General features: G+C 62.8%; 21 protein-coding genes. 5 read left to right on the forward strand and 16 right to left on the reverse strand.

The features are described from left to right. Positions 1-510, forward strand: a complete 510-nt coding sequence (locus tag PSCI_RS25185) for a flavin reductase family protein (RefSeq protein ID WP_045492255.1) — start codon at positions 1-3, stop codon at positions 508-510. Positions 511-693: 183 nt separating this feature from the next. Here PSCI_RS25185 and PSCI_RS25190 read toward each other — a convergent pair whose 3' ends face one another. Together PSCI_RS25190 and ptrR are read right to left on the reverse strand one after the other, a co-directional pair. Beyond that, positions 694-1,077 (reverse strand): VOC family protein, encoded by a 384-nt coding sequence (locus PSCI_RS25190; protein ID WP_173426723.1) that lies wholly within the window; start codon positions 1,075-1,077, stop codon positions 694-696. Positions 1,078-1,083: 6 nt separating this feature from the next. After that, positions 1,084-1,971 (reverse strand): putrescine utilization regulator PtrR, encoded by an 888-nt coding sequence (gene ptrR / locus PSCI_RS25195; protein WP_045492259.1) that lies wholly within the window; start codon positions 1,969-1,971, stop codon positions 1,084-1,086. A 103-nt stretch (positions 1,972-2,074) separates the two neighbouring features. On the opposite strand from ptrR, the gene PSCI_RS25200 reads away from it, so the two are divergent. Continuing rightward, entirely contained in the window at positions 2,075-3,466 is a 1,392-nt protein-coding gene (locus tag PSCI_RS25200) for an aldehyde dehydrogenase family protein (protein WP_045492261.1), read from the forward strand. Between the two features lie 30 nt (positions 3,467-3,496). On the opposite strand, the gene PSCI_RS25205 is transcribed toward PSCI_RS25200, so the two are convergent. Both PSCI_RS25205 and PSCI_RS25210 read right to left on the reverse strand, forming a co-directional pair. Continuing rightward, a complete protein-coding gene (locus PSCI_RS25205) occupies positions 3,497-4,558 on the reverse strand; it encodes an RNA-guided endonuclease InsQ/TnpB family protein (protein WP_045492264.1) in 1,062 nt (353 codons plus the stop codon). A 311-nt stretch (positions 4,559-4,869) separates the two neighbouring features. Beyond that, positions 4,870-5,439: a flavin reductase family protein gene (locus tag PSCI_RS25210; RefSeq protein ID WP_045492266.1), complete on the reverse strand. Its 570-nt coding sequence runs from the start codon at positions 5,437-5,439 to the stop codon at positions 4,870-4,872. Positions 5,440-5,550: 111 nt separating this feature from the next. Between PSCI_RS25210 and PSCI_RS25215 the strand changes: the two genes are divergently transcribed. After that, positions 5,551-6,156, forward strand: a complete 606-nt coding sequence (locus tag PSCI_RS25215) for a nucleotidyltransferase family protein (protein WP_045492268.1) — start codon at positions 5,551-5,553, stop codon at positions 6,154-6,156. Here PSCI_RS25215 and PSCI_RS25220 read toward each other — a convergent pair. From PSCI_RS25220 to PSCI_RS25240, 5 genes are all read right to left on the reverse strand, one after another. Further along, entirely contained in the window at positions 6,129-7,112 is a 984-nt protein-coding gene (locus PSCI_RS25220; RefSeq protein ID WP_045492270.1) for an XdhC family protein, read from the reverse strand. The two genes, PSCI_RS25215 and PSCI_RS25220, sit on opposite strands and share 28 nt — an antisense overlap. Before the next feature lie 15 nt (positions 7,113-7,127). Next, complete coding sequence (locus PSCI_RS25225; protein ID WP_045492272.1) at positions 7,128-9,344, reverse strand: xanthine dehydrogenase family protein molybdopterin-binding subunit; 2,217 nt, start codon at positions 9,342-9,344, stop codon at positions 7,128-7,130. Beyond that, positions 9,341-10,336, reverse strand: a complete 996-nt coding sequence (locus PSCI_RS25230; protein WP_045492273.1) for an FAD binding domain-containing protein — start codon at positions 10,334-10,336, stop codon at positions 9,341-9,343. Before PSCI_RS25230 ends, PSCI_RS25225 begins: the two co-directional genes overlap by 4 nt. Next, complete coding sequence (locus PSCI_RS25235; RefSeq protein ID WP_045494919.1) at positions 10,336-11,007, reverse strand: (2Fe-2S)-binding protein; 672 nt, start codon at positions 11,005-11,007, stop codon at positions 10,336-10,338. The genes PSCI_RS25230 and PSCI_RS25235 overlap by 1 nt, the downstream gene beginning before the upstream one ends. A 280-nt stretch (positions 11,008-11,287) precedes the next feature. Beyond that, positions 11,288-12,226: a DMT family transporter gene (locus tag PSCI_RS25240; protein WP_045492274.1), complete on the reverse strand. Its 939-nt coding sequence runs from the start codon at positions 12,224-12,226 to the stop codon at positions 11,288-11,290. 138 nt (positions 12,227-12,364) lie between these two features. Here PSCI_RS25240 and PSCI_RS25245 point away from each other — a divergent pair, with 138 nt between their 5' ends. Further along, complete coding sequence (locus tag PSCI_RS25245; protein WP_045492275.1) at positions 12,365-12,865, forward strand: Lrp/AsnC family transcriptional regulator; 501 nt, start codon at positions 12,365-12,367, stop codon at positions 12,863-12,865. Here PSCI_RS25245 and PSCI_RS25250 read toward each other — a convergent pair. Then, positions 12,858-13,295, reverse strand: a complete 438-nt coding sequence (locus PSCI_RS25250) for a YqaA family protein (RefSeq protein ID WP_045492276.1) — start codon at positions 13,293-13,295, stop codon at positions 12,858-12,860. The genes PSCI_RS25245 and PSCI_RS25250 overlap by 8 nt on opposite strands. Before the next feature lie 237 nt (positions 13,296-13,532). Here PSCI_RS25250 and hmpA point away from each other — a divergent pair, with 237 nt between their 5' ends. Beyond that, positions 13,533-14,714, forward strand: a complete 1,182-nt coding sequence (hmpA, locus tag PSCI_RS25255) for an NO-inducible flavohemoprotein (protein ID WP_045492279.1) — start codon at positions 13,533-13,535, stop codon at positions 14,712-14,714. A gap of 72 nt (positions 14,715-14,786) precedes the next feature. Here the strand turns inward: hmpA and PSCI_RS25260 are convergent, their stop codons facing one another. The 6 genes from PSCI_RS25260 to tssJ are packed head-to-tail and all read right to left on the reverse strand — an operon-like array spanning position 14,787 to position 22,481. Then, a complete protein-coding gene (locus tag PSCI_RS25260; protein WP_052483524.1) occupies positions 14,787-15,656 on the reverse strand; it encodes a serine/threonine-protein kinase in 870 nt (289 codons plus the stop codon). Continuing rightward, positions 15,653-16,315, reverse strand: coding sequence for a PP2C family protein-serine/threonine phosphatase (locus PSCI_RS25265; RefSeq protein ID WP_045492281.1), 663 nt, complete (start codon positions 16,313-16,315; stop codon positions 15,653-15,655). The genes PSCI_RS25260 and PSCI_RS25265 overlap by 4 nt, the downstream gene beginning before the upstream one ends. Beyond that, entirely contained in the window at positions 16,315-19,770 is a 3,456-nt protein-coding gene (tssM, locus tag PSCI_RS25270; protein WP_045492283.1) for a type VI secretion system membrane subunit TssM, read from the reverse strand. Before tssM ends, PSCI_RS25265 begins: the two co-directional genes overlap by 1 nt. Before the next feature lie 7 nt (positions 19,771-19,777). Next, on the reverse strand, positions 19,778-20,647 hold the full coding sequence (icmH, locus tag PSCI_RS25275) for a type IVB secretion system protein IcmH/DotU (protein ID WP_045492286.1): 870 nt from the start codon (positions 20,645-20,647) through the stop codon (positions 19,778-19,780). Between the two features lie 5 nt (positions 20,648-20,652). Next, positions 20,653-21,984 (reverse strand): type VI secretion system baseplate subunit TssK, encoded by a 1,332-nt coding sequence (tssK, locus tag PSCI_RS25280; RefSeq protein ID WP_045492288.1) that lies wholly within the window; start codon positions 21,982-21,984, stop codon positions 20,653-20,655. After that, a complete protein-coding gene (tssJ, locus tag PSCI_RS25285; RefSeq protein WP_045494927.1) occupies positions 21,984-22,481 on the reverse strand; it encodes a type VI secretion system lipoprotein TssJ in 498 nt (165 codons plus the stop codon). The genes tssK and tssJ overlap by 1 nt, the downstream gene beginning before the upstream one ends. Positions 22,482-22,486 lie beyond the last annotated feature (5 nt).

The raw sequence follows: 22,486 nt of genomic DNA on the forward strand, positions 1-22,486 counted from the left end.
ATGACTGTACTTGTTGTCGAAAAACCCATCGCGCCCAGTGTCGACGCTGCCAGTTTCAAGCTGGCGATGCGTAACACCGCAGCGTCAGTGAATGTCATCACCTGCGGCAGTGACGAGGGGGATTTCGGGCTGACGGCCACCGCGTTCAGTTCGGTCACGGCCGACCCGCCAACGGTGCTGATTGCGGTCAATAGCGGCGCCAGCATTTATCCGCATCTACTCAAGCAGCGACGCTTTGCGGTGAATGTGTTGAGCGCCGATGCGCTGCAGGTGTCCAACGATTTTGCCGGTGGTCTGCCGCCTGAGGAGCGTTTTGCCCGACATGCGTGGACGCGCCTGAGCAGTGGCAACCCGGCGTTGGCGGCAAGCAGTGCCGGGTTTGATTGTGTGGTGACCGAGCTGAGTCAGGTGGGCTCGCATCTGGTGGTGCTCGGCCGGGTCGAGCATTGCTGGTACTCGGACCAGCAACCACTGCTCTATTCCAATGGCCGTTACGGGCGGTTTGTGTAGGCGCGAGCCTGGTCACGGACGGGCCGGCAGCATCAACACTTGCAGACCCGACCTAGATCAGCTGGGCGTCGGCTCGGCCGACGAATCCTGACACCACCCAGACAGCGGCATTTACCGCCGCTTCGCCAGCGAAGCTGCCTGCCACCAAGATCGGTGCTGTGCGCTTGAACCAACAAGGCGGCTTCAGCCGGACAAATACTCGGACACCTCGATCAGGTTCAGGTCCGGATCACGCACATACACCGAACGGATCGGGCCGGTGGCGCCAGTGCGTTGCACCGGGCCTTCGATGATGGGCCAGTTGTGCTGTTGCAGGTGCTTGATGAACTGCTCCAGCGGCACGGCGCTGATAAAGCACAGATCCAGCGCTCCTGATACTGGCAGATGGGCCTTGGGCTCGAATTCGCCGCCCTTCACATGCAGGTTGATTTTCTGATTGCCGAACCGAAAGGCTTTGCGACCCGCGCCGAAGACCTCCAGCTGCATCCCCATCACCCTCACATAGAAGTCTTCGCACGCGTGCGGGTCAGTGGTGGTCAGCACCAGATGGTCGAGCTGATCGATCAGCATGGGTCACTCCTTGGGGGTTGCGTTGAGGTTGTCGCTGCGCGCTTGCAGCAGCTCTATGAAGCTGGACAGGCTGCGCGATACCGTGCCTTTGCGCCATACCAGCCAGGTGTTGAGGTGACGAAACTGTTCGTTCAACGGCCAGACGCTGACCATCGCGCTGCCGGGCATGCTTTCGAGCATGCTGCGCGGCATCAGGGCCAGGCCGGCGCCGGCGCTGACGCAGGCGAGCTTGCCGTGGTAGGACTCCATTTCGAAGATTTTGCCCGGCACCGCCGAGTCATGGGCGAACCAGCTTTCGAAGTGGTGGCGGTAAGAGCAGTTGGAGCGAAAAGCGTAGATCTGCTCGCCGTTCACATCGCGGCCGCCATGGATCGGTGCGTGGTTGAGCGGCGCGATGACGACCATTTCTTCCTGAAACACCGGGATGCCTTCCAGCGCCGGGTGCAGGACCGGGCCATCGACAAAGGCCGCCGCCAGGTTACCGGCCAGCACGCCGTCGATCATGGTCCCGGAAGAGCCGGTGGACAATGCCAGTTCAACCTTGGGAAAAGCCTGGTTGTAGGCTGCCAGCAACGCCGGAATGCGCACCGCAGCGGTACTCTCCAGAGAGCCCAGCGCCAGCGGGCCGCGGGGTTCTTCACCGGCGACGGTCATCCGCGCCTCTTCGACCAGGTCCAGAATGCGCCCGGCGTAATCGAGCAGGTTCCAGCCGGCCGGTGACAGGCGCAGGCGTTGTTTCTCACGGATGAACAACTCAACGCCAAGATCTTCTTCGAGCTGCTTGATACGTGTGGTGAGGTTCGAGGGCACCCGGTGAATATGCTGCGCCGCAGCGCTGATGCTGCCGTGCTCGGCAACCGCCTTGAAGATTTCCAGCTGGACAAGATCCACAGCATTCTCCAAACGTGAATGGGTTCGTCATTATTATTCAGTTTTCAGGATCATAGCAGGGCATTAGTCTGGCATCACTTTCCAATAAGACCGGAGCCTGAAAATGACCAGCGTTTCCCATACGACCCACGCCATCTCGATCAACCCGAACGACGGTGAACAGATCGGCGCCTATCCCTATGAAACCGAAGCGGCACTGGAAGCCGCACTGTCGCGGGCTGCGGCAGGTTTTAGCGTATGGAAACGCAAGTCGCTCGCCGAGCGCGTCGAGCTCGTCACCGTGCTGGCCAGTGTGCTGCGCGAACAGGCCATCGACATGGCCCGCATGGCCACCCAGGAAATGGGCAAGCCGGCCACCCAGGCGCGTGGCGAAATCGAAAAATGCGCGCAGTTGTGCGAATGGTACGCCGAGAATGGCCCGGCCATGCTCGCCCCGGAACCGACCCAAGTGCCGGGCGGCAAGGCGCGTATCGAGTACCGCCCGCTGGGTCCGGTGCTGGCGGTGATGCCATGGAACTTCCCGTACTGGCAGGTGCTGCGCGGCGCGGTGCCAACCTTGCTGGCCGGCAATACCTACGTGCTCAAGCACGCGCCGAACATCATGGGTTGTGCCTATCTGCTGCGCGATGCGTTGCAGCAGGCCGGTTTCCCGGACGGCGTATTCGAGGTGATCAACGTCACCCCGGACGGCGTATCGAAAGCCATCGCCGATGACCGCATTGCCGCCGTGACCCTGACCGGCAGTGTGCGCGCCGGTATTGCCATCGGCTCGCAGGCCGGTGCCGCCCTGAAAAAATGCGTGCTGGAACTGGGCGGTTCCGACCCGTTCATCGTGCTCAACGATGCCAACCTGGATGAAGCAGTAAAAGCGGCCGTGATCGGCCGCTACCAGAACACCGGCCAGGTCTGCGCAGCGGCCAAGCGGCTGATCGTCGAGCAGGGCGTGGTCGAGGAATTTACCCGGCGGTTTGTCGAGCAGACTCGCCAGCTGGTCGTCGGTGATCCATCACAAAACGCTACCTATATCGGCCCGATGGCGCGCTTCGACCTGCGCGACGAACTGGACGGCCAGGTGCAGGCGACCCTGAGCGAAGGCGCGACCCTGCTGCTTGGTGGCAGTAAAGCCGAAGGCGCGGGTAACTTCTATCTACCGACCGTGCTGGGCGATGTCACCGACCGGATGACTTCGTTCCGCCAGGAGCTGTTCGGCCCCGTTGCCTCGATCATTACCGCCCGGGATGCACAGCATGCCCTGGAGCTGGCCAACGACAGCGAGTTTGGCCTGACGGCAACGATTTACACCCAGGATGTGGCGCGGGCTGAACAACTGACCGAACAGCTGGAAACCGGTGGGGTGTTTATCAACGGCTACAGCGCTTCCGACCCACGGGTAACGTTTGGTGGGGTCAAGAAAAGCGGCTTTGGTCGCGAGCTGTCACACTTTGGCGTGCGTGAATTCTGCAATGCGCAGACGGTGTGGCTGGATCGTAATTGATCGGCAGGCAACTTTGACATCCTCCCCGCCCTAAAGGGCGGGGATTCCCACAACTGGACGCTCATGCCCGAGCGCGAGAATGTTCTTTGCGGCGTTGACGTCGCGGTCGTGGGTGGCACCGCACCCACAACAAGTCCATTCCCTTATTCCAAGCCCTGCGATACCTCTGGGCCTCGAGTCCGGCAATTGCTTGCAGCTCGAACAGGTTTGGGTGGTGTTTCTCTCGCTAACAACCTTGAAAACCGTGCCTGCGTGATCGCATTTGTATTCCAGCATGGTTTTCAATTGACCCCAGCCGGCGTCCAGCACCGACTTGGCCATCCTGGTTTTCGCGAGTTTCAGTGAGTTCACATCGCCCACCACAATGACGCCACAACGCGCTACCAGCGCGTTGCTGAACTTATGCAGGCAATCCTTGCGGCGGTTCGCAATCCTAGCGTGAATCGCCCGCACACGGGCCTTCTTGCCGGCGCGCTGGGCAGTGCCCAGGGCGCTCTCCAGATCCCGGTAGAACCTGCCGCTTTCAAGGCGATCACCGTCGCTGCAGGTGGCCGTGGTTTTCAGTCCGAGGTCGATCCCCACTGCATCCTGGCCTGGCGATAACTGGCGATCGACCTCGACCACGACGTTGAAATACCAGCGTCCACGGCTGTCCTCGTTGAAGCTACCGGACCTGAATTTAAAGCCCGCCAGGCCGTAGCTGTCCCAGACCTTGAAGTGCTGTTTGTTGAAGACGACCTGGCCGTTTTTCCAGACAGCAGCGCCGGCCTTGAGGGGCACCCAGCCCAGGCTGCGCCGAGCGCCGCCCGAGCAGCGCCAGCGGAGCTGGTGCTTTTTGAACTGCTTGCGCCGTGTGACATATTCGTCGGCAACAGCCTGCACCGATTGGCTGTGCAGGCTCAGGTCTTTGCCGGCCCCGTTGGTGTACTTGTGAATGTCGAACGCCGACAGAAAACGACCACGCTCACGAATCGTGCGACTGCTCAACTCGTTTACGTAGTTCCACACAAAATTCACGGCACGAGAAGCTTCACGCAGCTGCGCTGCGTGCTTGTCTCGCACTCGAACCTTGAGGGTTTTGGTCGCTTTCATTTCGGTCATGAAACACAGAATAGGGGCGGTTTTTGGGATGTTAACCCCTATGACCGCTTCGCGGTGGCGCTTTCATCCCCCACCTGAAGGAAGGGGCTTTTCGCACCAGTTTGGTAAGGACACCCCGTAGGAGCAGCTTTAGCTGCGAAGCCTTTCGCAGCTAAAGCTGCTCCTACGGAGGTTGCGTGTTTGCTGCGCGACAGCGCGGTGCCATGGCAGCGGGTGATCTCCCACCGAAGCCGAGCCAAACCTGCTAATCGCTTAACTGATCGGCATTGTTTCTACTGCCCCTTTCGCAGGCCAGCGGGTTGCTAAGCCACCACCGACTCGCCAATGGCGTAATACTGCCCACCCGCAATGTAATGCAGGCTGCGCCATTCGGGGCCAGCCTCGGCGAATTGCCAATGCCCGTTGCGGAACACCCGATCGTCCGCCCAGGCGCCCACCACCTCACCAATGAACAGGTCGTAGGCTTGCTGGTTATGTGGCTCGTCGATCACCTTGCAGATCAGCCACGCCGAACAGCCCACCACCAGAGGCGTTTTGAAGCCGTCCACGTGCATCAATTGCACGCCACATTTTTCCAGTTTGTCCGGGTCGTCGTTCAGGCTGTGGGTGCCCACCGCCTGGGTCAATTGCAACTGGGCAACATTGGGCACTTGCAGGGCAAAGTAGCCACTGCCCTCGACCAGAGCACGGGTGCGGGCGATCTTGTCGATGACCACAGTGACTTTGGAGGGCGAGAAATCCAGGCCACAGGCCCAGGCGGCGGCCATGACGTTGTCGGTGCCGCCGTGGCTGGCCGAGACCAGGATGGTCGGGCCGTGGTTGACCAGGCGGTAGGCTTTGTCCAGTTCAACGGGAAGCATATGCGGATTCATGGGCGCTCTCTTGCTGATAAACGTGGTGCTGGCGAAGATGGTCGCCTTACACAAGGCTGCAAAGATGCCACACTTGCGGCTGGTAATGCTCAAACAAGGACTCAGCGCTTGATGTCTCCATCCCCTTCCCCTCTGGTGGCCGCGCTGATTCTGGCGGCGGGCAGCAGCCGACGTTTTGGCAGTGACAAGCGCCAGGCATTGATTGCCGACGGCCGCCGTGTGCTGCAAAGCAGTTGCACCAATGCCTGCCAGGCGTTTGCCGATGTGCGCGTGGTGCTGCGCGAGCAAGACGATGCCGCCGCGCTGGGCCTGGACCCTCAAGTGCGTGTGGTGCGCAGCCCGCAGGCAGATCTGGGTATGGGCCATAGCCTGGCCAGTGGCGTATCAGCGCTGACCGACGCGCCTGCCGAGGCGGTGGCCATCCTGCTGGCAGACATGCCCTGGCTGAACCCGGCAACCTTAGTGGCGTTGGCGGCGCTGGCAGGTCCGCAGCGCATCATCGTGCCGATGCATGAAGGTCAGCAGGGCCATCCGGTGATCATTGGCCGACACTTCTGGCCGCAGTTGCAGCAGTTGCGTGGCGACCGAGGCGCCAAGGCACTGCTCGCCGCGCACAGCGAGTACTGCGTGAGGGTCGAGACGGCCGACCGGGGCATCCTGCTCGACGCCGATACCCCGGCCGCGCTGGCTCAGGTGCTGCGCGACCAGACCTGTTGAGCGTGCATGCCATTGGCGCTGGCAAGGATATCCGCCATCACCGCCAGGGCAATTTCCGCCGGGGTCTTGCTGCCCAGATTCAAGCCGATCGGCGCATGAATACGTGCCAACGCCCGGGCGTCCAGCCCGCCGATGCGCTGGAGGCGCTCCATGCGCTTGTGACTGGTCTGCCGCGAACCCATGGCACCGATGTAGAACGCCTCGCTGCGCACCGCCTCCATGAGTGTCAGGTCATCCAGGCGTGGATCGTGGGTCAAGGCGACTACGGCGGTCGCCGCATGACAACCGCCCTGCTCGATGTACAGCGCTGGCAGCACCGGACACACCTCGACGCCCGGCACGCAAAACCCGGCCAGCAGTTCGGTGCGCGGTTCACAGAGAATCACCTCGTAGCCCAGCGCCAGAGCGAAGCTGGCACAGAACTCGGCCACCGGTGACAAGCCGGCCAGCAGCAGCCGGTGTACCGCGCCGATGCGGATTGAAACCTGCTCCGCACTGACCGCCACCCGTGGATGACTCAGGCTGCCGGGCGATACCGCTGGCAGTTGCCCGTGCAGGCTGACCTCGCGAATCAACCACGGGCCGGCGCTCAGGGCCCGCTCCACGCTGGCCAGATGCCGATCGACCTCGGCACGCGGTGGCAGGTACTCCACCAGCACGTCCAGTACACCGCCACACGGCAGCACCAGATTGGGCGCAAACCCGCCTTCGCCATAGCGCACCCGCTGGTTGCAACGCGGTAATGTGCCGTCGGCCAGACGCTGCAAAAAGTCCTCTTCGATGCAGCCGCCGGATAATGAACCGCGATGCTCACCGCCAGCCAGCGCAACCAGCATCGCCCCCGGCCCGCGCGGTGCCGAGCCATAAGTGGACAGCACCGTACACAACCACACCGGCCGGCCTTGGGCCAGCCAGTCACGGGCCTGCTGTATGACCTGCAAATCAAGCTGTTGCATGACACTCCCCTGGGCTCAGACCCCGGCCATCAGCTTTTCCTTGGTGATCGGCAGGCTGCGGATACGCTGCCCGGTGGCGTGGTACACGGCATTGGCGACTGCTGCGGCCAGACCGGTGATGCCAATCTCGCCGATGCCCCTGGCGCCGAATTCGTTGAGGTTCAGATCCGGATAATCGAGCAGGATCACCTCGATTTCGGGCTGATCGGCGTGCACCGGCACCAGGTATTCAGCGTAGTTGTCATTGACCGGCAAGCCTGTGCGCGGGTCGTGCTCGGTGGCCTCGAACAGGGCCATGCCGACCGCCATCACGATGGCGCCTTCGACCTGGTTGCGCGCTGCCAGTGGGTTGACTACCTTGCCGACATCGATGGCACTGACCACCCTGGCCACTCGCAGCCGCGAGATGCCCGGGTCCCAGCGCACCTCGACAAAATGCGCACCGAACGAGCGAAACGAGTATTTCTGTTCTTTGCCCTGCTCGCTGTGATACGTGCCTTCGGCGCGGGCCAGACGTTGCTGAGCCAGTACGTCGGCAAAGCTGACCTGCCGCTCGCCCTTGACCAACCGACCGTCACGGACCTGCAGGGTGTCGGGCTTTTCACCGGCAAAAAAACCGCTCTCGGCAGTGGCGTAGCTGCGCAGTTTATCAAGCGCCTCGCGGGTTGCACCGGCCAGCGCCGGCATGATGCTGGCGGTGACCCAACTGCCGCCAGACACCGGGCCTGGACTGAACGACGAATTGCCCAATTGCACCTCGATGCGCTCGACCGGCAGCCCGGTGAGTTCGCTGACCGTCTGGGCGACGATGGTGTAGGTGCCAGTGCCGATGTCCTGCACCCCGCATTGCACCAGCGCGGTACCGTTGGCGCGCAGGCTGACCCGGGCTTCGGTCGGGACCTGAAACGCCTCCCAGTTGCAGGCGCCCATGCCGTAGCCAATGATCTCGTCGCCATCACGCATCGAGCCGACCTGAGCATTGCGCTGCTTCCAGCCGAAACGCTCGGCGGCCTTGTCGATGGCTTCGGGCAGGTGATTACTTGACCACGGCAAATCAGTGCTCTCATCCTTGCTGGCCAGGTTGAGCTGGCGAAATGCCAATGGGTCAAGGCCGGCAGCCAGGGCCATTTCATCGATAGCCGACTCCAGGGCGAACAATCCTGGCGCGGCGCCGGGCGCGCGCATGGACGTCGGGGTGCCGCGATTGACCGCACTGGTGTGGTGAGTGACCAGCACGTTGGCGCAGCTGTACAGGCTCTTGGTCACGCTGCCGCAGGTTTCGATGTAGGTGTCCAGGGTCGAGGTGCTATTGAACGACTCGTGACGCAGCGATACCAGCCGGCCCTTGTCGTCAGTCGCCAGGCGCAGGCGCTGGCGGGTCTCGGGACGATGGCCCACGGTGCTGAACATCTGCGCACGGGGCAGCATCAGTTGCACCGGGCGGCCGGTCAGCCTGGCCGCTGCACAGGCAGCAATGGAGTGCGGCCAGGGCCAGAGCTTGCCGCCAAACCCGGAGCCAATGAACGGCGCCCGGACTTCGACCTGTTCCGGTGCCAGATCAAACACATTGGCCAGCAGGTTGCGATGGTTCACGACCCCCTGAGTGCTCTCTTCCACGTACAGCCGACCGTCCTGCCAGTGGGCGGTGGTGGCGTGCATTTCCATTGGGTTGTGGGTTTCCACCGGCGTGGTATAGGTCGCGTCGATGCGCTGCGCGGCCGACTGATAGGCCGGCTCTGGCGTACCCCGCTCGTGACTGCCGCTGGCGGGTTTGAAGCCGTTGATGCGCAGCCCCTCTTCCAGGCTCCGCACCGGGTCCTGGGCCGCGTAGCGAACCGTGACGCGCTGGGCCGCTGCCCGCGCCTGCGCGAACGTCTGCGCGACCACCAGCGCGACGAATTGGCCGGGGTAGTAAACCTGGTCATCTTCGAACGGCAGCCGGTGTTCGTCGGTCTTGCTGGCCTGCAGCAACTTGTCAAAGCTCATGGCCTCATCAGGTGTACGGTGCATGTCCGGGCGATGGCCGTGATGCAGGATATCCACCACACCCGGCATGGCGCGGGCGCTGGCATCATCGATTGCCAGAATCTTGCCACTGGCGATGGTGCTGAATACCCCGTAGGCGTAGAGCAGGCCTTGCTGCGGATAATCGGCCGCATAGCGCGCCTCACCGCTGACCTTGAGGCGGCCATCAACACGCTTGTGGGCCTTGCCAATCACGTTCTGGTTCATGCCAGCTCCTGGGCCGTGAGATCACGGAGGTTACGGGTGATGACCTGTTGGCCGAGAGGAATCTTGAACGCGTTGTGGGAATAGCCACGGGCGTCCTTCATCGCCAACTGCGCGACCTGGCCATACAGCGCCAGCGATACCGGCTGGCCAATCAGTGCCCGCTCGGCTTCGCTGGCGCGCCATGGCTTGCTGGCCACGCCGCCCAGGGCAATGCGCGCGTCGGTGATGCGCTCGCCATCGAGCACCAGCACCACAGCGCTGGAGGCCAGAGCGAACTGGTAAGAGGTTCGATCACGCAGCTTCAGGTAGGCCGAACGACTACCCGGCAACGGCGCATCAAGGGTCAGGTGAGTGATCAACTCGTGAGCTTGCAGAGCATGCTCCTTCCATGGCGTGCTGCCTGGCAGCAGATGAAAGTCGGCAAACGCAATGTCGCGGCTGCCTTGCGCGCTTTGCACCGTCACCTGAGCACCCAGTGCGGCGATGGCTACGCACATGTCCGAGGGGTGCGCGGCAATACACTGGTCACTGGTGCCCAGTACCGCGTGAACACTGCGGTTCAGGCCGTCAACGGCTGCGCAACCGGAGCCCGGCTCACGCTTGTTGCACGGTGACAGGCCGTCACGAAAGTAATTGCAGCGCACCCGCTGCATCAGGTTGCCGGCGGTGGTCGCCTTGTTGCGCAGCGCAGTACTGGCGCCCTGCAGAATCGCCTGGGCCAGTACCGGATAGCGCTCACGGACCAAGGGGTGATTGGCCAGCTCGGTATTGCTGACCAGCGCGCCGACCCGCAGACGGCCGTCGGACAGCGGCTCGACCTTGCGCAGGTCAAGCCGATTGATGTCCACCAGATGCTCGGCCTGCATCACATCAAGCTTGACCAGATCCAGCAAGGTGGTGCCGCCAGCCAGGTAGAACCGCTGACCGTCGCCGCTGGCCTGGCCGACCGCCTGGGCCGGCGATGAAGCTCGCAGATAGTCGAAGGTACGCATCAGGCCGACCTCCCCATCTTGCCCCGCGCCGACTGCACGGCCGCAAGGATGTTCTTGTAGGCCCCGCAGCGGCAGATATTGCCGCTCATGGCCTCACGCACGCTGGCGTCATCGCTGCCGATATTCGGGTCATTAAGGATGGCGACGGCGCTCATGATCTGCCCCGAGGTGCAGTAACCGCATTGATAGGCGTCGTGCTCCCAGAACGCTTGCTGCACCGGGTGCAGCTTGCCGTCCTGAGCCAGGCCTTCGATGGTGGTGATTTCATCACCGTCATGCTGCACGGCAATGGACAGGCACGAGTTGATCGCCACGCCATTGACCAGCAAGGTGCAGGCTCCGCACTGACCGTGATCACAGCCTTTCTTGGTGCCGGTCAGTTGCAGGCGGTCACGCAGCACATCGAGCAGGATCGCGTTGGCCGGCACGTTGAGCCGGTGGCTCTGGCCGTTGACCTTGAGTTCGATGCTTTGCTCCCCGGCGGCCGGCCCGGCGGCAGGTGGCTGGCTGACAGCCGGTGCTGATTGAGCCATACCGTCAGGAACCCAGGTTGCAACGGTGGCGGCGGCGATGCCGGAAGCGCCAGCCTTGAGAAAATTGCGCCGTGAGGCATGTAATGCGGGGCTGTCCTGCCCGGCCGCGGCCGGGCCTGGCGTGTTGGATTTTTTCATCAGGTTCACCATTGAGTGGTGCGCTCACGAAGGCGCTAACAGTCAGGTCGGGCGGTGGTTCATTGCCACACGCCTCGGTCCCGACCGGTCCAATCAGGTGACCCTGCCCGGATGAATAGATTCAGCTTGATTATGCGTTGAGCGGATCAGTTGCACGCCGCGCCCCCGCCTCGCCCCTGATTACCGGGCAGCACAGGCGGTGGGATAAACCTTACACCCCCAACGCTAGGGGTGGTATTAAGCGATTGATCTGTCGTCTTGCTGTGGCTGGCGCCTGAGCTCAGTCGCCGCTGCGCTTGCAGGTCACGATCACGATGCCGCCGAGAATCGCCATTACCCCCCCAATCAGCGGCAGGGTCAGTTGCTCGCCCATGAACAGCACCGACATCAATAGCCCCACCACCGGCACGCCGAGCATCGCGGTCGACATGCTGGTGCTCGACAGCCACATGCTCGCCGCATTGACCGCGCAGAAGCAGAACGCGGTCGCCAATGGCCCCATGAACAACAGGATCTGCCACAGCGCCATGGAGCCATCACCGGTGAACGGCCCTTCCACCACGTGCGCCAGCACCAGCAACGGTACGGTGGCGGTGAGCATCTGCCAGGGCGCCAGCTGATAGGCGCTGGTGCCTGTGGACGCATGACGCAGATGCAATATGCAAAGCGCCCAACAGATCGATGCCGCGATCAGCATCAGGTTGGCTTTGAGCAGGGTGGTATTACCCCAGTCGAGGGTCAGCGGGTTGAACAGCACAGCCACGCCAATGCCGCCGAACAGCGTGCCGATCAATTGCCGACGCGACAGCCGCTCGCCGAGGAAGGTCACCGCAATCGGCGTCACCCACAGCGGGGTGGTGTAGGCCAGCACCGCCGAGCGGCCGGCCGGCACTTCGGTCATGGCCATGGCACCAAGCACGGTAAAGGTCAGCATCTGCAGCAGGCCGACACTGAGAATCAGTGGCAGGTCGCGACGGCCCGGCACGCGCAGGCTACCCGTGGCCAGTTGCAGGGCAAACAGGCAGGCGGCACCGGCGGCGAAGCGCACGGCGGAGAACCACACCGGGGTGATGTGCTGCAAACCGGCCTTCATCACTGGCCAGTTGGCGCCCCAGATCAGGATCGCCAGTACCAGTAACAACACGCCCTTGGCCTGGGGCGAAGCCAACAGACCATGGCTTGCGGGCAAGTGGGTGGCGGGTTTGCTGGTATTGATCATGATGGCTCCGGCGGCAGTGGCTGTGCAGGAGAAATGTTAATAAAGGTGCAAGAGAGATTCTTTGCGCTTTTATCTACCCAGCAAGCCGTTTGCAGAACTAAACTCTGCCAATCAATCCTTTTAAAGAGGTTTATTCTCTTGAAGAAGCTCGACCGTACCGATATCAGCATTCTCGACAGCCTGCAGCGCGACGCCAGCATCACCAATGCGGACCTGGGCCGCGCAGTCAATCTGTCGCCGACGCCCTGCTTCAATCGGGTCAGAGCCATGCAGGAGGCCGGGCTGATCAAGGGTCAGGTCACCCTGCTCGACCCCAAGGTGCTGGGCCTGGACCTGAACGTATTCATTCATGTGAGCCTGGAGAAGCAGGACGAAGGCGCGTTGCAGCGCTTCGAGGCGGCGGTGGCCGGGCGACCTGAAGTGATGGAGTGCTACCTGATGACCGGTGACGCCGATTATCTGCTGCGCATTCTGGTGCCCAATATCCATGAGCTGGAGCGCTTCATTCTTGAGCACCTGACCAAAGTGCCGGGGGTGGCCAATATTCGCTCCAGTTTTGCCCTCAAGCAGGTGTTGTACAAGACCGCCCTGCCCTTGCCGCCAGACGGGCTGGCGTTGGCGGCCAATCGCGTCAGATAAAGCCCAGGGTCAGCCACACCACCACCAGATAGCGCAAGCCCTTGGCCAGGCTGACGATCAAGCTAAAACGCCACAGCGGCTCGCCCATGACCCCGGCGACGACGGTCAGGGCGTCGCCGATCACCGGCACCCAACTGAGCAGCAGCGACCAGTAACCGTAGCGCTGGTAATGACCACGAGCCTGTTGCAGGCGTTTTTCGCTGACCGGGAACCAGCGTTTGTGGCGCAACCGTTCGACCGAGCGGCCGATCAGCCAATTGCTGATCGAACCCAGCACATTGCCGGTGGTGGCGGCCAGCAATAGCAACCAGGTCAGGTAGTGGCCAGAGATCAGCATCGCGACCAGCACGGCTTCGGACTGCATGGGCAACAGCGTGGCGGCGCCGAAGGCGGCGAAGAACAGCCCGAGGTAGCTGGAGAGTTCGAACATGAAGGAAGGGTCGAGGCGATAAAGGCACGCATAGTAGCGTGAGATTTATCGCCGGTTGCATAAAGGTGTTGCTGAATAATGCCATTAGTCATTTTGACCAAAAGAGTCATCCTGACTACAAAAATACAAGAGTCGAAATGACACAAGAGCGCGTAAACCCTTGAATTAAAAGGCCCGAAGGCCTGGCACGGAAGTTGACTCTGCTATGGCAACCGTTAACCGCCAGGGAGTCATTCCATGTTCACCGACCCGCAACGCGCAATCATCAAGGCCACTGTTCCTCTTCTGGAGTCCGGTGGCGAAGCGCTGACCACTCACTTCTACAACATGATGCTCAGTGAATACCCCGAGGTGCGTCCGCTGTTCAACCAGGCCAACCAGGCCAGCGGTGCTCAGCCACGGGCGCTGGCTAACGCGGTGCTGATGTACGCCCGGCATATCGACCGTCTCGAAGCCCTTGGCCCGTTAGTGGGCCAGATCGTCAACAAGCACGTGGCCTTGCAGATTCTGCCGGAGCACTACCCGATTGTCGGCACTTGCCTGTTGCGCGCCATTCGTGAAGTGCTGGGTGAAGACATTGCGACCGACGAGGTGATCGATGCCTGGGGCGCCGCTTACGGTCAACTGGCCGATATCCTGATCGGCGCCGAAGAAGCCGCTTACCAGCACAACGAACAGGCCCGGGGCGGCTGGCGTGGGGCGCGTCCTTTCAAGCTGGTGGGCAAGGAAAAAGAAAGCGCGCAGATCACCTCGTTCTATTTCGAACCGCTTGACGGTGGTGCGGTGCTGGACTTCACCCCTGGCCAGTACCTTGGCCTGAAGCTGAACATTGATGGCCAGGAACTGCGCCGTAATTACTCGCTGTCGGCACTGGCCAACGGCCGTGGCTACCGGATCAGCGTCAAGCGCGATGAGCAGGGTATCGCTTCGAGGTATTTACACGATCACTTGCAGGTCAGTGACCGGGTCGAGCTGTTCCCGCCAGCCGGGCATTTCACCCTGCAAGACTCGTCGCGTCCGCTGGTATTGATCAGCGCCGGTGTCGGCATCACCCCGACCCTGCCGATGCTGGAAAGCGCGCTGGCTAGCGGCCGGCCGATCACCTTCATTCACAGTGCCCGCAATGCCAGCCTGCAGGCGTTCCGCCCATGGCTGCAAGAGCAGCAGCGCAAGCACCCACAGCTGAGCCTGTACGTCTGCTACAGCCAGCCTGAGGCCGGTGACCGTTTTGATGCCCAAGGGCGTCTTTGCCAGGAAGTGCTGGCCAGCTGGCTGCCTGCCGATCGCAATGTGGATGCCTACTTCCTGGGGCCGGTCGGTTTTATGAGCAGCGTGCGCCGCGATCTCAAAGCACTGGGCGTGCCTGAGGCGCAGAGCCATCACGAGTTCTTCGGCCCTACCGGGCAACTGCCTGACTGACCGATTGAGCTGAGCGGCGACAGCCCGCAAAAACAGCTGACCCGGCCTGAGTGCCGGGTCAGCCTTTTGTGTTCAGCCACCCAATAGTCTTCTCAACCTGCCTGGCCTGGCGCTCAGTGCCTGGCGCAACTCTTGGGCACTGATGGTTCTGCACGCCGGCACCAGCGCCAGCGCCTGGCGCAGCGCAGGCCAGCAATGGCTGGGCAGGCGGGCCGGTTTGCTTAGCGAGCGATCCAGCCGCGCCGCCTGGGCCTGGTCGCCGGGCAGGCGCTGGTAAGGGTGCCTGCCGCAGGCCAGTTCGAAGATCAGACAAGCGCAGGCATAGAGATCGGTGGCTTCAGACAACCCACCACCGGCGCAGAGTTCAGGAGCGGCGTAGGCCGGGGTCCAGGCGTTGTAGCGCTCGCGACTCAACTGCGGTACGCCGGGCAGAATGCCGGGCTGGCTCTGACCGAGACCGAAATCGAACAGCTTCAGCCCCTGCTCGCTGAGCATCACGTTGCCCGGTTTCAGGTCGCCATGCACGACCCCCCTTGCATGACTGTGCTCCAGAGCTTCAAGCAGCGCACTCGCCACCTCCAGCAACTCGCTAAACGGCAAGCCGGTCAGTTCGTCACAGAGCCAATGATCCAGAGTCAGGCCACGCAACAGCTCCAGGGTCATGAATGCACAGCCTTGCGGGATATCAACTTCAAAACTGTGGCAGCGCACCACGTTGGGGTGATGCAGATGCCGGGTCAGCGCAAATTCGGCAAACAACAATGACCCGGCATCCGGCACGTGCTGGAACGACTCACCCAGCAGTTTGACAGCGATATCGGCAGCCGGATCACCGTACTGCTCGTGCAACAGGTCGCGGGCCTGCCACACCACCCCCATGCCGCCAACGCCCAGCAAGCGGTCGAGACGATAGCGCCCGGCCAACACCCGTGGCGGCTTCATCGGTCAACCACCACAGCGGTCAGATTGTCCGGCGCCGGCCCCTGCAGAACCTGCGCGAACAACCCGTGCAACGCAGCCTGCGGGGTCGCCAGACCGAGCGCCTGGCCCAGCAGCGCTTGATCCAGCATGCGGTACAGACCGTCACTGCATAACAGATAGCGGTCACCGGGCTGAGCGTGCCAGCGCAGCACCTCCAGTTGCAGATGCTCGCGCCCGCCGAGTGCGCGGGTCAATGCGGCCCGGCCTCGCTCTGCGGCATGATCGCGGGTCAGTTGGTAAAGCTGCTGACCACGCCACAGGTAGCAGCGGCTGTCGCCAACCCAGACACAAGCGCCCTGCTGCCCCTGCAACAACAGCGTCACCAGGGTGCTGCCCATGACCCGCGGCGCTTGCCCCTGGCTTTGGGTGAGCTGCAACGCCAGATGGCGGTTGAGCCCATGCAGGCGGCAGCGCAGCAGCTCCAGGCGCTGCTCCAGCTCGCCGGGCCAGCACAGGCCTGCCAGCGTATCGACGATCAAACGGCTGGCAAGCTCGCCAGCCTGATGCCCGCCCATCCCGTCGGCCACCGCCCACACGGCCTGCTCCGGGCAGTCGAAAAAGGCATCCTGATTACACACGCGCACCTTGCCCGAGTGGCTGCCCGCCGCGCTGCGATACATCACAGTTGCGCCGGCAGACGGAAACCACGCAGCACACTCAGGTCCAATGGGTTGGGCATGCGTTGGCTGGTCAGCAGATAATTGGCGCGCAGGCCGCCGACATCGGCCTTGAACAGCAAGACATCCCGGCCACTGAGCGGCTCACTGGGCATCAGGTCGAGCAGCCGAAACAGCGACCAGGGGCCGAGGTTTTTCTCGATACCTACAGTGCGCCCGGCCATCCGCTCGACCAGCAGGCTCGCACTGCCCTGCCCGGCCTCGTCGGGCCAGCTAAAGGTCATGGGCACGATGGGCCCGTGACGGTACTCATGACGCCGCTCGCCAAAGCGGAATTCAGCGCGGCTGGCGCCGCTGTCAAGGCTGTAGGGTTCCAGCCGAAAACGCACTTGCGGCTGGCTCGGGTCTTCAGCGAAAAAACCCTGTCGGATGCGCTGGCCACGGGCAATCTGTTCCAGCACGGCGCGAGACATCGGCAGGCTATGGCCGTCGATGCTGCGCAGCCGGTAATTATCGGCAGAACCGCTGACAAACGCCTTCAGATGCTGCTCGAAAAAGCGTTCCAGGACCCCCTGAGCCTTGAAGAACTCACGAAAGTCATTGAGCGCCACATCGCTGCTGCTGTGGGCGTGAAACGGATAACGCTGGTCAATGGCACGGCTGTAAAAAGCGTACAGCTCACTCTGATAGCGCTGATCGAGATGCCGGTAGGCATCGGCCAGGATCAGGCGCCAGGCATCATCAGCCAGCAGGTTGAACCAGCCGCCCACCGGCCTTGGCAGGCGCGCTGCGGTGTTGCGCAACTGGCTCAGGGCATCGCGCTGCCCGGCCATCCGCGCCCGGGCCATTTCGTAGGCGAATGGCTCGGGTTGACTGGCACGGGCCAGGCTCGCCAGTTGCTGCTGGACCGCATCCAGTCCTTGCAGGACCGCCACCAGTTCAGCGGTGGGTGCGTCATTGTCATCCAGGAGCCGATGCAGCGGTTCGAAGCGCAACTGCATGGCTTTGCGAGCATTCTCCGGCAGCACCAGGGCCTTGCTCGCGGCCCCCGCAGCGGCCTGCAACGCAGCCCCCGCGACTGGCGCCGGCAGCGCTTGTTCAGGATCCGGCAGAGCCAACGGGAAACGCGTGTTGTCGCGGATCTGGGCCAACAACTGCACCACCGGCGAGTTGGCCGACAACAGACCGCTGACCAGATCGGCGCCCTCCCCGGCCTCGCTGAACGGCAGCAGGCCCAGGCGGCCCACGGCATCACTCCAGTGGCTGGCGTAGTCACGAAAATACAGTTGCTCCAGTTCGACCAGCAGGCGACGCATGTCCGTCCCGCTCAGCTCACTGCCCTCGCCCAGCACCCAGTTATCGCGCAACAGCTCGCTGATCTGCGCGGCACTTTGTACCGAAAAGAACTGCCGATAGCCTTGCCGGGTGAAGAATCCGGGAATCGCCTGCTCGGCACCGACGAACAATTCACGCTGCGGCCCCAGATGCTGGCCGAGGCGGTAATCCGGCAGGCTGCCCGCGCGCTCCCGCAAGACCTTATAGGCCAGGCTGGCTTGCGACTCGTTGCGCAATGCCTGACGGGCCTGGGCCACCAGCGGCTCATCCAGCGGCTGGCTGAAGGACAATTTCAACAGCTTGGCAACGTGCTGCCCCAGCCCTTGCTGCACCGCTGCATGACCTGGATACAACCGTGCCCACTCGCTGCCCAACTGTTCTTCCAGCCAGGCTGGATCACGGCGCGTCGGCAAGTGCAGCATCAGGTAGGCACGCAGATTATCCAGCAACGCCTCACGGTCGTGCAGGCTGGAGCGTACGCGGGCTTCGAGCAGGCGGGTCAGCCGCGGCAGCAAATGGCTGCGCAATTCGTCCTCGTAGCGCGCCTGCAACAACGGATTGCTGGCCCAGCCCTGATACAAACCGTTGCGCTCGTGCCAACTCATGGCCAGACCATCAGGAAACACCTGGGTCGCCTGCCAGCTGATATCAAGGGTTTTCAGCGCGGTCATGGCGTCGGCGGCCGGGTCCAGCGCCTGCCGCTGCTGTTGCCAGTCGCCGGCCAGTCGCCGCAGAGTTTCCAGACGCTGATGATTGGCGGAAAACCCGCTGGTCCATAGCGCGCCGCCGACCATCAAGGTGGCCAGCCCGCCCCCCAACAACAGCCGCTGCCCCCAATGGATACGCTGCCGTTCACTTGGTGCAAGGCTTTGCTGATGCGCCTCACGCAGGATCACCCGGGCGAACAGTTCATGGACGAAACGACCTTGCGCACCACCTGCCCCGCCGAGAGGCTGCGCCTGCGACTCAGGCTCCGCCGCGCTGGCGCAGGTCAGGTAAACGCCGCTCAGCCGATGACCACTGACATAGCGGCCGGAGAAAAACAGCTGATCGATGAGCATCTCCAGTTGCTCGCCAAGAGCAGCCATGCCTGGCGGGAAGTCGAGCATACGACTGCGCAGTTGCTTGTCGCGCTGCTGGTGCAGCCGGCCAATGAGCTGGCTGTCGAGATGGCGCAGCAACGCGTCGATCTGCTGATGTACCGCCTGCCGGTCGGTCGCGGGTTGTTCAGCGCTGAAGCTGACCCCCAGCGCCTGACTGTTTTGCTCGCGGCTCAGTGAATCGAAGAACGCGTTGAAACCCGGCAGTTGATCCGCTTTGCTCAGCACCAGATACACCGGCACCTGCACTTGCAGGTGCCGACGTACCTCCTGCAAGCGCTGACGAATCTGGCTGATCAGTTCCAGTAGCGCTGGCGTCTTGCCCAGCTCAGGATTGCGCGCCTCCAGTAGCATCGGCACCGCAACGGTGATTAGCACGCCGTCGAGCGGTCGCGCCCGGCGACGTTTGCGCAGCAGTTCCAGCAGCGTGCGCCAGCCACCGCCATCCACGCTGGCATCGGCCTGGGCCAGGTAGCGCCCAGGCGTGTCGATCAGCACCGCCTGGTCGGTGAAATACCACTGGCACTGCTCGCCATCGTGGTCCTGGCCGAGCGCCAGAGGTTCGCCGCGGTCGAGGGCGAACTCCAATCCTGAGCACGCCAGCAGACGGCTCTTGCCACTGCCTTGCGGACCGATCAGCAGATACCAGGGCAATGGCTGCCGATCCTCGCTGAACAGGCTGGCGTGCCTGAGGCTGCGCAGCGCTTCGGCAAAGCGTTTGTGCAGGCTGCGGCGCTCATTGTCGAAGCGCTGCTGGTCGGCCTGCTGTGCTGCCCGCTGCGGGTCAATGACCGATGGCCGGCCGCGCCACCAACGACTCAACAGCATGACCGCTCCCCAGAGCAGCAAAAGTGCGCAGACGGCCAGCAATCGGGCAAGCGCGCTGGCCAATACCCGCACATCATTGATCGCCAGTGTCGGGCCGCCCCACCACACCAGTGCGCCGCACGCCAATACCAGCGCCAGGCTCCACACCCAGGTCTGGCACATAGCCCCCGGAACTTTCTTCAGGAAATCTCTCATCATGCTCTCACGGCAGGTTCTGGATCAGGCTCGGGACGGCGACTTGCCAAGGCTGCAGCACGCTCTGACGCTGCTCATCGAGCACCCAGGCAAATCCGCCATACAACATCGCCAGGCCAGCGAGGGTAAACAGCAAAACCATCCACCACGGCACAATCCGCAAGGTGGCCTGGTGACTGTCCGGCACCCCAGGCCAGGCCGGGGTCAACCCGCCGGACGCCTCGCCGCGTAACTGGCGGATCTGCCGGTACAACGCATCGCGAACCTCCTCCAGTTCCACATGGCCGGCGTTACGCACCCGATAGCGGCCCTCGAAGCCCAGCGCCAGGCACAGGTACATCAGTTCCAGCAACGGCAGATGCCGAACCGGGTTGCGGCTCAGTTGCTCAAGCAGGCGAAAGAACTTGTCGCCACCGAAGGTTTCGTTATGAAAGTGGCTGAGCAGGCTGTTCTGTGCCCAGTCGCTCTGGCGCCCCCACTCGGTGGTCACCACCTGTTCATCGAGCACCGTGCACAACACGTAGCGAGCAGTGTTCAACTGCTCGCTGTCGATACCGTCGCGCAACGCCTGCCACTCAAACTGACGCACCTGTTCACGCAAGCGGTTGTTGAGCTGGCTGATATCGGGAGGTGGCAGATCAAGCCTGATGCGCACGATGCTCGACAGCAGTGCCGAAGCCGCCGCCACCAGAGCGTTCAGGCCCAGACTGAAGCCGGCCGCTGGCCGCGCCTCAGCGCTGTAGACCATGCGTTCCTGAAGCTGGGCAAAGCGCGGGGCGTCACTGGCGGTGGTCAGCGGTGCCTGGGTCGGCCCCTGGCCCTGATGGTCGAGCAACACCGTCATTTCATCGTCTGGCTGCGGATTATGTTGATTCATGAGGTTCAGTTCCTGATGGCCCAGAAGGTCAGTTCCAATCCGGCAAACTCGCCGGCGACATGAAAGGCAAAGCCTCCGGAGCGCCCCAGCAGTTCCAGTGCCTCGCGGTCAGGCTCCAGGACGAAGTAGGTCTTGTTGGCATGGAAAGGAATCTGCCGGGGTGCTACCGGCAGCGGTTTGAGACGGATGCCGGGCAGATGCAGGTTGACCAGTTGGCGGATGTGCTCCACCGCACCGGCCTTCAGGTGTGCCGGCAAGCGCTGGCGCAGCTCTTCGCTGTCGCACAGTGCACTGGCAGCGAGCACGAAGCTCGACGACGCCAGCAGGCTGTGGTCATGAAGGATCGCCACCTGCACGCCGTACTGGCGCTGTTGCAACGGCAGCTCGATGGCGTGCTGCTCAAGCACCATCGACAGCACCTGGCGGATCGCCTCCAGTAGCGGCCGCAGGCTGGCCCCTTGATCGTTGTGCCGATAATGGCTGTCAAGCACGGGGCGTTTGCTGTCGCTGGCAAAAGTTGCCAGTTCTCCCAGCAACCCCAATAGCAGGCGGTACAAGGCTTCGGGCGCGACCCGCGGTTGTGCCAGGCAGTGCCGCAGCAGCAGTTCGTTACGATTGATCAGTTGCAGCATCAGCAAGTCACCAACCTGGGCGCTGCCCTGCGTGCCGCTGCCGCGAATCCGCTCGGCAATGGTATCGCCTCGATGGGCCAACAGGCTGATGACTTCCTTGAGGCATGACAGCATCCATGGCGAAGCCTGCAGATGCACAAAACTGGGGATGAAGTCAGCCGCCAGAGTGATCGCGCCAGTGGCCGCTGCTTCGCGGATCTGGCAGATTTTCAAGCGCACCCAAGCCTGTTCGCCGGACGGCTCGCCCAGCAACAGCCGCAGGTCGGGCCGCGCACAGTGAATGGCGGTGCTGCCCTGCTCCCCAGCGTTGGAGTCACTGACCTGGGTCTGGTAGACCGTGTAGCGCGCCAGCACGTCGGACTGCTCGGGGTGCCGGGCTTCGATGTGGTTGCCGGTCACCAGTGGCAAGCCCAGATAAACTGCGGTATCGACAGTATTGGCCGGCACGTCGAGCGCCAGCGGCTCGGGCGTGTTGCCCAGTTCGAACAGGCTGCCGTCGGGCAGCACACCGCTGGCCTCGCTGACCACCAGCTTGCCCATATTGAGAAATTGCAGGTCGATCACCAGACTGAAAAAACCCCAGTTGTAGGCCCCCAGCAGGCAGGTGCGGGTCTTGAGCTGATGGTCGTGGTAACGATCGTTGTGTTGCAGGTGCTGGGGGCGCAGCAGCATCCCTTCCTGCCAGATGACTTTATGCGCGTTCATCACCACTCTCCGTCTGGCGCAGGCGGCCCGCGACGCTGTTCGATACCATTGTGATCAAGCAGCAGTACCGCCTGGTTGCGCTGACCGGGGCCGAGGGTCAGCACCTGGCGCCAGCGAGTCTCGTTAAGCTCACGGTAGGCCGCCAGCACGCCGAGGTGCCGGCCGCTTTCCACCAGCAACTTGAGCCGCCGGGTTTCCCCAGGACGCAGTTCAAGCTCTTCGCTGACCAGCAGATCAGCCGCCAGGGTGTCGCGAGGTCGTTCATACAGACTGAAAAAATCCGCCGTCTCGAAGGCCACCGGGTGGCGCAGTTCGAACAGGCGCAACACAACCGGTGAGGGACGGTCATGTTGGTCCGGGTTAAGCCGGTCACTGGCCGCCAGGGTCAGGTCCAGACGGGTCGGTTCAGGGGCGGACGACAAAAGGCTGCAACCGCTCAATGACAGCAGTGCAATCAAGGTCAGCCAGCGCTGTGGCGGGCATTTGAAAAATGGCATCGGCA

It is taken from the genome of Pseudomonas sp. StFLB209 (assembly GCF_000829415.1).
GTDB lineage: Bacteria > Pseudomonadota > Gammaproteobacteria > Pseudomonadales > Pseudomonadaceae > Aquipseudomonas.

Coding starts and splice junctions, on each gene's coding strand:
- PSCI_RS25185 (WP_045492255.1), top strand. CDS start 1: ATGACTGTACTTGTTGTCGAAAAACCCATCGCGCCCAGTGTCGACGCT.
- PSCI_RS25200 (WP_045492261.1), top strand. CDS start 2,075: ATGACCAGCGTTTCCCATACGACCCACGCCATCTCGATCAACCCGAAC.
- PSCI_RS25205 (WP_045492264.1), bottom strand. CDS start 4,558: ATGAAAGCGACCAAAACCCTCAAGGTTCGAGTGCGAGACAAGCACGCA.
- PSCI_RS25210 (WP_045492266.1), bottom strand. CDS start 5,439: ATGAATCCGCATATGCTTCCCGTTGAACTGGACAAAGCCTACCGCCTG.
- PSCI_RS25215 (WP_045492268.1), top strand. CDS start 5,551: ATGTCTCCATCCCCTTCCCCTCTGGTGGCCGCGCTGATTCTGGCGGCG.
- PSCI_RS25220 (WP_045492270.1), bottom strand. CDS start 7,112: ATGCAACAGCTTGATTTGCAGGTCATACAGCAGGCCCGTGACTGGCTG.
- PSCI_RS25225 (WP_045492272.1), bottom strand. CDS start 9,344: ATGAACCAGAACGTGATTGGCAAGGCCCACAAGCGTGTTGATGGCCGC.
- PSCI_RS25230 (WP_045492273.1), bottom strand. CDS start 10,336: ATGCGTACCTTCGACTATCTGCGAGCTTCATCGCCGGCCCAGGCGGTC.
- PSCI_RS25235 (WP_045494919.1), bottom strand. CDS start 11,007: ATGAAAAAATCCAACACGCCAGGCCCGGCCGCGGCCGGGCAGGACAGC.
- PSCI_RS25240 (WP_045492274.1), bottom strand. CDS start 12,226: ATGATCAATACCAGCAAACCCGCCACCCACTTGCCCGCAAGCCATGGT.
- PSCI_RS25250 (WP_045492276.1), bottom strand. CDS start 13,295: ATGTTCGAACTCTCCAGCTACCTCGGGCTGTTCTTCGCCGCCTTCGGC.
- hmpA (WP_045492279.1), top strand. CDS start 13,533: ATGTTCACCGACCCGCAACGCGCAATCATCAAGGCCACTGTTCCTCTT.
- PSCI_RS25260 (WP_052483524.1), bottom strand. CDS start 15,656: ATGAAGCCGCCACGGGTGTTGGCCGGGCGCTATCGTCTCGACCGCTTG.
- PSCI_RS25265 (WP_045492281.1), bottom strand. CDS start 16,315: ATGTATCGCAGCGCGGCGGGCAGCCACTCGGGCAAGGTGCGCGTGTGT.
- tssM (WP_045492283.1), bottom strand. CDS start 19,770: ATGAGAGATTTCCTGAAGAAAGTTCCGGGGGCTATGTGCCAGACCTGG.
- icmH (WP_045492286.1), bottom strand. CDS start 20,647: ATGAATCAACATAATCCGCAGCCAGACGATGAAATGACGGTGTTGCTC.
- tssK (WP_045492288.1), bottom strand. CDS start 21,984: ATGAACGCGCATAAAGTCATCTGGCAGGAAGGGATGCTGCTGCGCCCC.
- tssJ (WP_045494927.1), bottom strand. CDS start 22,481: ATGCCATTTTTCAAATGCCCGCCACAGCGCTGGCTGACCTTGATTGCA.